This is a genomic window from Alteromonas sp. KUL17 (genome assembly GCF_006538305.1).
In the GTDB taxonomy this organism is placed as follows: domain Bacteria; phylum Pseudomonadota; class Gammaproteobacteria; order Enterobacterales; family Alteromonadaceae; genus Alteromonas; species Alteromonas macleodii.
The window spans coordinates 63,686-72,105 of sequence record NZ_BJKJ01000022.1 but is presented as its reverse complement, the minus strand read 5'-3'; the positions used below and the strand labels follow the sequence as shown (position 1 = coordinate 72,105).

Sequence of the window (8,420 nt, the reverse complement as noted above, 5' to 3'; positions counted from 1 at the left end):
TGTTAAGTAATATATAGTTACAAGGTAAATTCAAATCCCGCCAGCTCCACCAATTTCAAAGGCTTGCCACTCGGCAAGCCTTTTTCGTTTCAGCTTCCGAAATTTGTAAATTGTTTCTAATTAAAACAAAACATAAGCTACCTAAATAAAAGCTATTCCCATTTAGATGGTTATATTATAACATTGCAGCATGATTCTAATGTATAGCTTCTCCAAACAATGCAAACAAATTCAGTGATATGCGCGGATGCGCTTACCGTGTGTGTTGACGATCGCACGCTTCTAGACAATCTCAATTTTAATGTAGGAAAAGGCGAAGTATTTGCACTTTTAGGTGGAAATGGCGCAGGTAAATCCACCACCCTTAAAACTTTTTTAGGGCTTATGAAGGCAAGTAGCGGTAGCGCCACTGTATTAGGGCATAATGCCTCTACCCAGCCAAACCAAGTTCAAAAGTCTGTTGCCTACTTACCCGAATCTGTCACCTTATATGGCCATCTTTCTGGCGTAGAAAACATTCGTTATTTCTTGTCAGTGGCTGGAGTCGATAAGTCTGACGACGATATGTTCGCCGCACTTCGCAAGGTCGCACTTCAAGAAGATTCGTGGAATAAGGCGCTATCTAATTATTCAAAAGGCATGCGTCAGAAGACCGCAATTGCCTTGGCGCTACTGCGCAATGCGCCTGTACTGTTCTTAGACGAACCCACATCAGGGCTAGATCCAGCAGCCATCGACGAGTTTAATGCGCTAGTGTCAGAGCTGGCAGCGGGTGGCGCTACTATTTTTATGGTTACCCACGACGTGTACGGTGCCTGCCAAGTTGCCCATCGAATTGTGCTTTTAAGTAATGGCAAACTCACCGGTTCCTTCGAGCGCGCTGGCGATACGCCAATAGATACTGAAGCCGTTCACGCAGCATTTTCAGGGCGTAATGTATGATACTGAATGTTGCTAAAATCATTTGTGCAGAACAGTGGCGCTATTGGATGCGAACAAAAGTAGCAGCGACCGTTTTATTGCTAGGCGCTATGCTTACCATAGCTGCACTGGTAGTTAACGCCTTTCACATCGATGAGGCTGCCCACACCAGAGACCACCTACAAACAGAAGCGGAACAACGTTTTAAAGCTCAGCCCGATAAACATCCTCATCGCATGGTGCATTACGGTCATTACGTTTTTCGCGCCCCCACACCACTTAGCGTAATTGAACCCGGTGTCGATACCTACACGGGGAACGCTATATTTTTAGAAGGGCACCGCCAAAATAGTGCGATGTTCGCCGAGCAGCGCCAATCCGCAGGACTTACACGCTTTAGTAGTTTAACACCCAGCTTTTTAGCTTTGGTTCTTGCACCTTTATTTATTATTCTAATTGGCTACGGCAGCGTGTCACGTGAACGCGAAGCCGGCACGCTAACCTTATTACTTTCTCAAGGCACCACCCGTTGGCAATTGCTCTTAGGGAAGCTTATGGCGCTTATAACCGCTAGCAGCCTATTTTTACTTCCGCTTCTGCTTGCCTGTCTTTATGTCGCGTTTTCAAACGAAAGTGCAATTGTTGTAATACTCTTTTGCCTTAGTTATGTGGTTTACTTTTTACTGTGGGCCACGGTAGTCACTGCGTGCTCCGCCATATTTGAGAAAAGCAGCGTTAGCTTCACCGTACTTGTTGTCATTTGGATGAGCGCTTGTGTGTTGCTTCCTCGTTTAGGGAGCAGCGTTGCCACAAACATTGCTCCTTCAATGGGAAAACTTGAAGCCGATTTCAAAGTGGAAGAAAAGCTTAGAAGTTTAGGCGACGGTCACGACGTTAACGACCCTGCATTCAAAAAGCTAAAAGAAGATTTACTAGCCAAATATAATGTAGATTCAGTTGATGACTTACCCGTTAATTTCAGGGGCATTGTTGCCCAGTACTCCGAAGGTCGACAAGCCAAAGTACTCAATGAGTTTGCTGAAACCCGCATGTCCGAAGAGTTAGACCAAGCCCAAATAGCACGTCAGTTTGGCTGGCTCTCCCCTACCGTAGCTGTGCGCTCTATTTCTACAATTCTTGCTGGAACTAGCCTCGAGACACACCACCGCTTTTTAAGGGAAGCGGAAACGCTAAGACTTGAGTTTGTTCAGGCTTTGAACAAGGTTCACGCTGAAAAACTCGATTACAAGTTAGATATGAACCGCAACGCCAGTGAAGAAGCAGCAGACAAAGCTGTGGTTGGCGCAGATAACTGGTCGATGTTAGCAGAGTTTGATTTTAAACCTGAAGCAGGAAGCACACGCATTAGTAACGCGTTGATTTATTTTATTCAGCTGTTGCTTTGGATGGGACTTACCGCACTACTTCTTCAAGCTGCAGTTAGGAGATTAAATCCATGATGCGTTATAGCGATATTAAACGAGAAGCGGGTTTCGTATTTGGCCATCGTCAGATAAAACTAACGCTTTTGGTCGTGTTTCTTTTAAGCTTGGTGTCGTTGTGGTCTGGCTATTCGGAAATGCAAGAACAGCAAGCCACTATTGAGCGCTTGTTAGATAAAGATGAAACAGAGCGCAACGCTGTCCTTACTCACCAATCTAATTATGGCATGGTAGCCTATTACGCCTTTCATTTGACCTATGCACCGCCCTCGCCGTTGGCGTTTGCTGCTGTAGGAGAGCGCGATGTGTTTCCGTGGAAGCACCGTATTAGAATGCTAGCGCTAGAAGGTCAGATTTATGAAAGCGATACAGACAATCCGGAACTTGCTTTCTTAGGGCGTTTTGACTTTGCTTTCGTTACCAGTGTGCTGTTGCCTCTGTTTATCATTTTGCTCCTTTACGACTTAAAAGCGAAGGAACGCGAAGCCAGCCGTTTTGACTTACTTAATGTAACCGCACGCAATTCGCATGCTATTTGGTCATCACGCGTATTGGTAACACTAGTCCCCTTGGCACTGGTTACGCTTATTCCGTTTATTGCCTTTAGTGTGATCAATGGCGCGACTGTGGCTTCAATTTTAACGGTTTGCTCCATCGTCATTGGCAGCATCATTATATGGAGTGCCATTGTTCTTGCCATAGGTGCTGCTAAGCGTTTTGCTCATTTCAGTGCCACACATCTGGCCTCAATCATGTTAGGTGTATGGCTTGTCACAACGGTTATTGTGCCTGTTACCGGGCACACCATAATTAACGCTTATGTTGATACACCTGAAGGCGGTGACATTGTGCTTACGCAGCGAGAGGCCGTTAACAGCGCATGGGACAAACCTGTTGAAGATACATGGCAAGCGTTTATTGAAACTCACCCACAGTGGGCGGATAAAACCGATTTCGACCCGCAGCGAGACAGTTCGTTTAACTGGAAGTGGTACTACGCATTTCAACAAGTTGGCGATCAAACAGCAAAGGGGCTTTCAGAGTCTTATCAAGCCGCCACACTGCGCAAAGATGAAATTGCCAGCGATGTTGCTCTGCTATCGCCATCTTTGTTAACGCAACGCTTATTAACAAGTGCGGCCGATACCGATGTTCAAGCCATGGTCAACTACGAAAATAATGTTCGCGAGTTTCATGCGTCGCTGCGCAAATTTTACTACCACCATTTGTTTGAAGCTCCTGACTTTTCAACTGCCAGTTTTAAACAGCTACCCCAATTTTCACCACAAGTAAGTAAGAAACAGGAAAACACTCATGAAGACTAGTTGGGTAAAATCTACCCTCGCCATTTCTATTGCATCGCTTTTGAATGTTTCTGCAAATGCGCAAAACACTGATAATCAATCAGAAGCAGATGTAGAGAAGATTACTGTTCACGGGATGCATCGAGCTTATCAAGGGGCGTTTGAGTATAAGGAAGTGCCCGCCGCCGCGCAGGATATCGATCTCAGATTAATGAATGATGCAGGCGCTATCAACCTTAACGACGCATTAGACTTATCCGCCTCGGTAGCAAGGCAAAATAACTTTGGCGGCCTTTGGAACAGCTTTGCTATACGCGGTTTTTCAGGTGACGAGAACTTACCTAGTGGTTTTTTAGTAAATGGTTTTAACGCAGGACGCGGCTTTGGCGGACCTCGTGATTTATCTGGCATTGATCATGTTGAAGTATTAAAAGGCCCGAAGGCAGCGCTGTTTGGTCGTGGAGAACCAGGTGGAGCGGTAAACCTTGTCACAAAGCGCCCTCAGTTCCGTCAAGGTGGTGAAATTAAAGCAACTTACGGAAGCTGGTCGCAGAAGCGTATTGAGGCTGATGTACAACCCGTTGCAGGCAGCGCTGAAGATGTAGGCATACGCTTAGTAGGCTTTTATGAAGATGCAGAAAGTTTTCGCGATATAGTAGAGACTGAGCGTTTCGGATTTTACCCATCCGTAACGTGGGAAGCGTCGGCAGATACCAAGATCACGTATGAACTCGAATACACCGAACAAAAAATTCCTTTCGACCGTGGCGTAGTGGCCATCGATGGTAAATTGGGCCATCAGCCAATTGAAACCTTTACTGGCGATCCTAATGGCGACACCATCGATACGGAAGTGGTTGGTCATCAAATTGAGATTTCTCATAAACTTGCTGACGAATGGAACCTGCTTTTGGGTGCTGGCTTACGCGATACCACTTTCGAGGGTAATGCATTAGAAAACAACTTTGGTGGCCGCCAAACATTGTTTATCGATCCTAATCAAGCTTTGTTGTCTCGTTTTAAGCGCTACCGTAATTTCCAAACCGATTACTTCGTTTTACGCAGCGAAATCGCGGGACAATTCGATACTGGGTCGCTCACCCATCGCGTAATTATTGGTGCTGACTACGACAAATTTGAAAATGATCAGATTATTCTGCGCTATCGCCCCCCATTCTTTTCAAGCGATACTGACATTAACGACTTGGATTTAGATCAGTACTTGGTGGTTGATATTTTCAATCCTAATTACTCACCGCTTCCGGACGTTGAATTGTCTGACAATTTGGACCGTTTTGAAGTTCAAGAGGCTTGGGGTATCTATTTTCAAGACCAAATCAACATCACTGATAAGTTCCAAATTAGACTGGGCGGCCGCTTCGATAAGTTCGAGCAGGAAATTGATAACCGCTTAGCGTCCCCTGTAAGTACTACATCACAGGACGACACGCGCTTCTCTCCACAAGTGGGTGCTGTTTACTTGTTTGATGACACCACGAGTGTGTACGCAACCTACGGTGAAGGTTTCCGTCAGCTGACGGGGTCGGATTTCGCCGGAAACCCGTTTAAACCTAACGAATCGAAATCTGCGGAAATTGGTGTTAAAGCCGACCTCACATCAATGTTTAATAATATACGGGGTGATATCACCTTCGCCGTGTTTAATATCGAGCAAAGTAACATCCTTGTTTATGATGATAGCCCTGAGGCGTCTGACGGCTTCTTCTTAACCCCTGCTGGCGAAGCCCGTAGCCGTGGTGTTGAGTTAGACATCAACGCTGAATTTGAAAATGATATTTCGCTTTGGGTGTCGTACACCTTCGTAGATGCTGAAAGTACAAACGATGCGGCGGATGCTAACTTTGTTGCAACCATTGAATCTGGCGACCCTTTAATTAACGTTCCAGAAAACCAATTGAGCATTCAGTTGAGCAAGGGACTTATATTTGCTGATATGCCAGTACGTATCGGTTCAGGACTGTTGTATGTTGATGAGCGTTTAGGTCAAACCGCTACCGACTTCTACTTACCAAGCTACACCACGGTTCGTGCGTTTGCTGAAATAGAGCCTGTAGAAAACTTGTCAGTTAAAGTTGCAGTAGATAACCTGTTTGATGAAGAGTTTTATACTAACTCTTTCGCAGATGTGTGGGTTGAACCTGGCGCGCCTCAACGCTTTAGGCTTACCGCCGCCTATCGCTTTTAAGGTCTAGAATTTAACGTAAAAGGAAGCGGGACTTATTACCGCTTCCTTACTACGACTTTTGAATGTTTAATTTTTGTGTAAATTAAGAGTTTTGTAAAGTCTGAATCGGCTCGATGTCAGACGTATTATTCTTGATAAATGACTCTATATCGTTAATTTTCTCTTTAGAAAATCCGAGTCTTGCTTCTATACCAGTAGTTCCGTCAGCGTTTTCAATGATATCAAACTCGTTTACACCTAAGGTGCGCGAAAATGCAGTGTGAACCTGATTATTGTTGATATCGACAATTTTAATTTTCGTCGATGTTCTATATATAGCCAGTGGGCCTGACTGCGTTTGTACCCAATTGATTGACCAGAAATAGTGACTGTAATTAGGTAAGCCAAGTTTTGTGTACAGAGACTCTTTAAAATTCACGTTTTCGCACTTGTTCATCACAGCATTTTGGCGTTCGCAGTTTGAGTATTCTGCAACATCCTTACCTCCTAATCCAACATCCATTGGAACGATGGTCTTCCCGTCTAGGCTAACTAAAACATAGTCATCAAACTTGTTAAGTCCAAACGTATTACCTATTTCTTTAAAGGAGTCTAGCAATCCGCCCACACTGTCGCCTTTGTCTCGAGGATCTTTCTCTAACAAAATAAAACCTGTAGATGCAGCATCGCCCTTCTGATGTTTAGCGATGTGGTAGTTATCTAAGAGTGTTATATTTTTTACGTTATCATTGTCTATAAAATAGCGAAAAGCAGACCCCGGACGGCCAATAATAAAACCGTCTGAAGTAGGAATTACACTACTACCTGTTGCTGTTTTTCCGGTAACTGTTTTTACTTCATACCGGTCACCACGCTTCCACACCGTTGCAATTTTTATAGGTGCTTCAGTTGATTTGGCTTTGTGATATTTGAGTGTAAATGAGCCATCGAAATTTTCTACCGCATAGGTAAACTCACCAGTAAACCTATTACCTCCGAAGTTGGCAACTTGTCCTTCGAAGTCATGAAACATCTCCCCATCTATCATGATGCCATCTTTCTTACGATAAAAAATCGCTGCTCCGCCGGTTTCGTCAATTTTCTGTTTTTGTGCTGTAAGTTCAGTCGCACTGATAACGATTTCCGGCTGGGGTGCGGCTTGCTGTTGCTGTTGGGCAGCAACAGGTAAGGACATGCCTTGAATTTTCGCAAGAAACGCTTGCTTCATTTGGTTCGCCATTGCCTGCTCTTCTGGCGAGGGTGGTGTATTACCACACGCAGTAAGAAGTGAAACTGCTAATAAAGATGGAACTAATAGTTTTGCATTCATGTGTTTTCTCTGTTTTTCGCTTTAGCTAAAATATTTAGAACTGAAGCTTTTTTATGAAAACAAAGGATTGCACATGACGAGACTTCACCATGCCGTCCTGCATAGTTGAGTGTACTATTGAAATGTCGCAATCCCTTGCGAGCACTATTAAAGGATATTCCAGTCTTTTTTTCAATTATAAGATTCTGTTTTTAGTTTATTTTTTAGTCACTTAGCATCGAAACAAATGAGTATCTAAAAACGAGCTCAAATTTCATTGGAGACAGGCCACTCTCGCTCCGTCAAAATATATGTATTGATAAGACGTTGACGCTTATTTTCAATAACCTGTTTTAATTCATCTCTAATTAATCTTACCGCTGGCGTAATAAGATGCCGGCTAGGCAGCATGAGCCACATTTCAGTTAGCGGTACGTGGTAACCAGTCAAAATACGCTGCAGCTTTCCGCTCAGTAAATCCCCCGCAACGTCTATACATGACTTTTTAGCGATCCCCTCTCCATCTACGCACCAGCGCCGAACAATATCACCGTCATTCACAGCGCGATTACTGTTCACTTTCACTTTAACTCTCTCGCCCTCGTTGATAAGTTCCCACGTATTGTGGGTTTGGTCGTAGAGCTTATAAAGAAGTGCGTTGTGCTGCGCTAAATCAGTCAAAGTTGTAGGCTCACCGTTTCTTTCTAAATAATTGGGAGACGCGCAAATCACATGCGGAATATTGCACACTTTAAAACCATACATCTGCGATTCTTTAACCGCTTCTTTTGTCATGGCTCTAAGTGCTACATCTACACCATCGCGGTAGAAGTCCACCCGACTGTCGCTCACATGTAATCGCAATGAAAGTTCTGGATTTTCGCGTTGCACTTTATTTAGCAGTTCACGCATTAAGTTGCGACCCATTTCCGAAGACATCGCCATGCGAAGCTCACCGTGAATGCTCTGCTTCTGCTCTGTTACTAATGCAAGGCCCTGCTGTAAGGTGTCGAGTGCTTGCTTTGCCATAGGCAAATACTGCTCTCCTTCAGGTGATAATCGAATTTTGCGTGTACTTCGCACAAATAGCGCTACGCCAATCTGCTCTTCTAAACGTTTAACCGCCATACTTGCAGCAGATGAGCTAATATCAAGCTTTATCGCAGCAGTGGTAATCGAGCCCACTTCAGCCACCTTCACAAACACAGACAGATCTTCGGTTTTCATACTTTCCTTAACGTTTATTTCGCTTTTTTGAA

General features: G+C 44.3%; 6 protein-coding genes. 4 read left to right on the top strand and 2 right to left on the bottom strand.

What is annotated here, in order from left to right; translation table 11 throughout:
* Positions 1-219: 219 nt before the first annotated feature.
* Genes KUL49_RS16570 through KUL49_RS16555 form a run of 4 tightly spaced genes read left to right on the top strand, consistent with a single transcriptional unit; the run spans position 220 to position 5,873 of the window.
* Positions 220-942 carry an ABC transporter ATP-binding protein gene (locus KUL49_RS16570; RefSeq protein WP_131137999.1) on the top strand — a complete coding sequence of 241 codons (723 nt, stop codon included), beginning with the start codon at positions 220-222 and terminating at the stop codon, positions 940-942.
* On the top strand, positions 939-2,381 hold the full coding sequence (locus tag KUL49_RS16565) for a DUF3526 domain-containing protein (RefSeq protein ID WP_131137998.1): 1,443 nt from the start codon (positions 939-941) through the stop codon (positions 2,379-2,381). Before KUL49_RS16570 ends, KUL49_RS16565 begins: the two co-directional genes overlap by 4 nt.
* Positions 2,378-3,688 carry a DUF3526 domain-containing protein gene (locus KUL49_RS16560; protein WP_131137997.1) on the top strand — a complete coding sequence of 437 codons (1,311 nt, stop codon included), beginning with the start codon at positions 2,378-2,380 and terminating at the stop codon, positions 3,686-3,688. The genes KUL49_RS16565 and KUL49_RS16560 overlap by 4 nt, the downstream gene beginning before the upstream one ends.
* Positions 3,678-5,873, top strand: coding sequence for a TonB-dependent siderophore receptor (locus KUL49_RS16555; protein ID WP_131137996.1), 2,196 nt, complete (start codon positions 3,678-3,680; stop codon positions 5,871-5,873). Before KUL49_RS16560 ends, KUL49_RS16555 begins: the two co-directional genes overlap by 11 nt.
* An 82-nt stretch (positions 5,874-5,955) precedes the next feature.
* Here the strand turns inward: KUL49_RS16555 and KUL49_RS16550 are convergent, their stop codons facing one another.
* Both KUL49_RS16550 and KUL49_RS16545 read right to left on the bottom strand, forming a co-directional pair.
* Positions 5,956-7,182, bottom strand: coding sequence for a hypothetical protein (locus KUL49_RS16550; protein ID WP_131137995.1), 1,227 nt, complete (start codon positions 7,180-7,182; stop codon positions 5,956-5,958).
* A gap of 246 nt (positions 7,183-7,428) precedes the next feature.
* The gene (locus tag KUL49_RS16545; RefSeq protein WP_131137994.1) at positions 7,429-8,388 is read right to left on the bottom strand and encodes a LysR family transcriptional regulator; all 960 of its coding nucleotides are present in this window, start codon (positions 8,386-8,388) and stop codon (positions 7,429-7,431) included.
* Positions 8,389-8,420 lie beyond the last annotated feature (32 nt).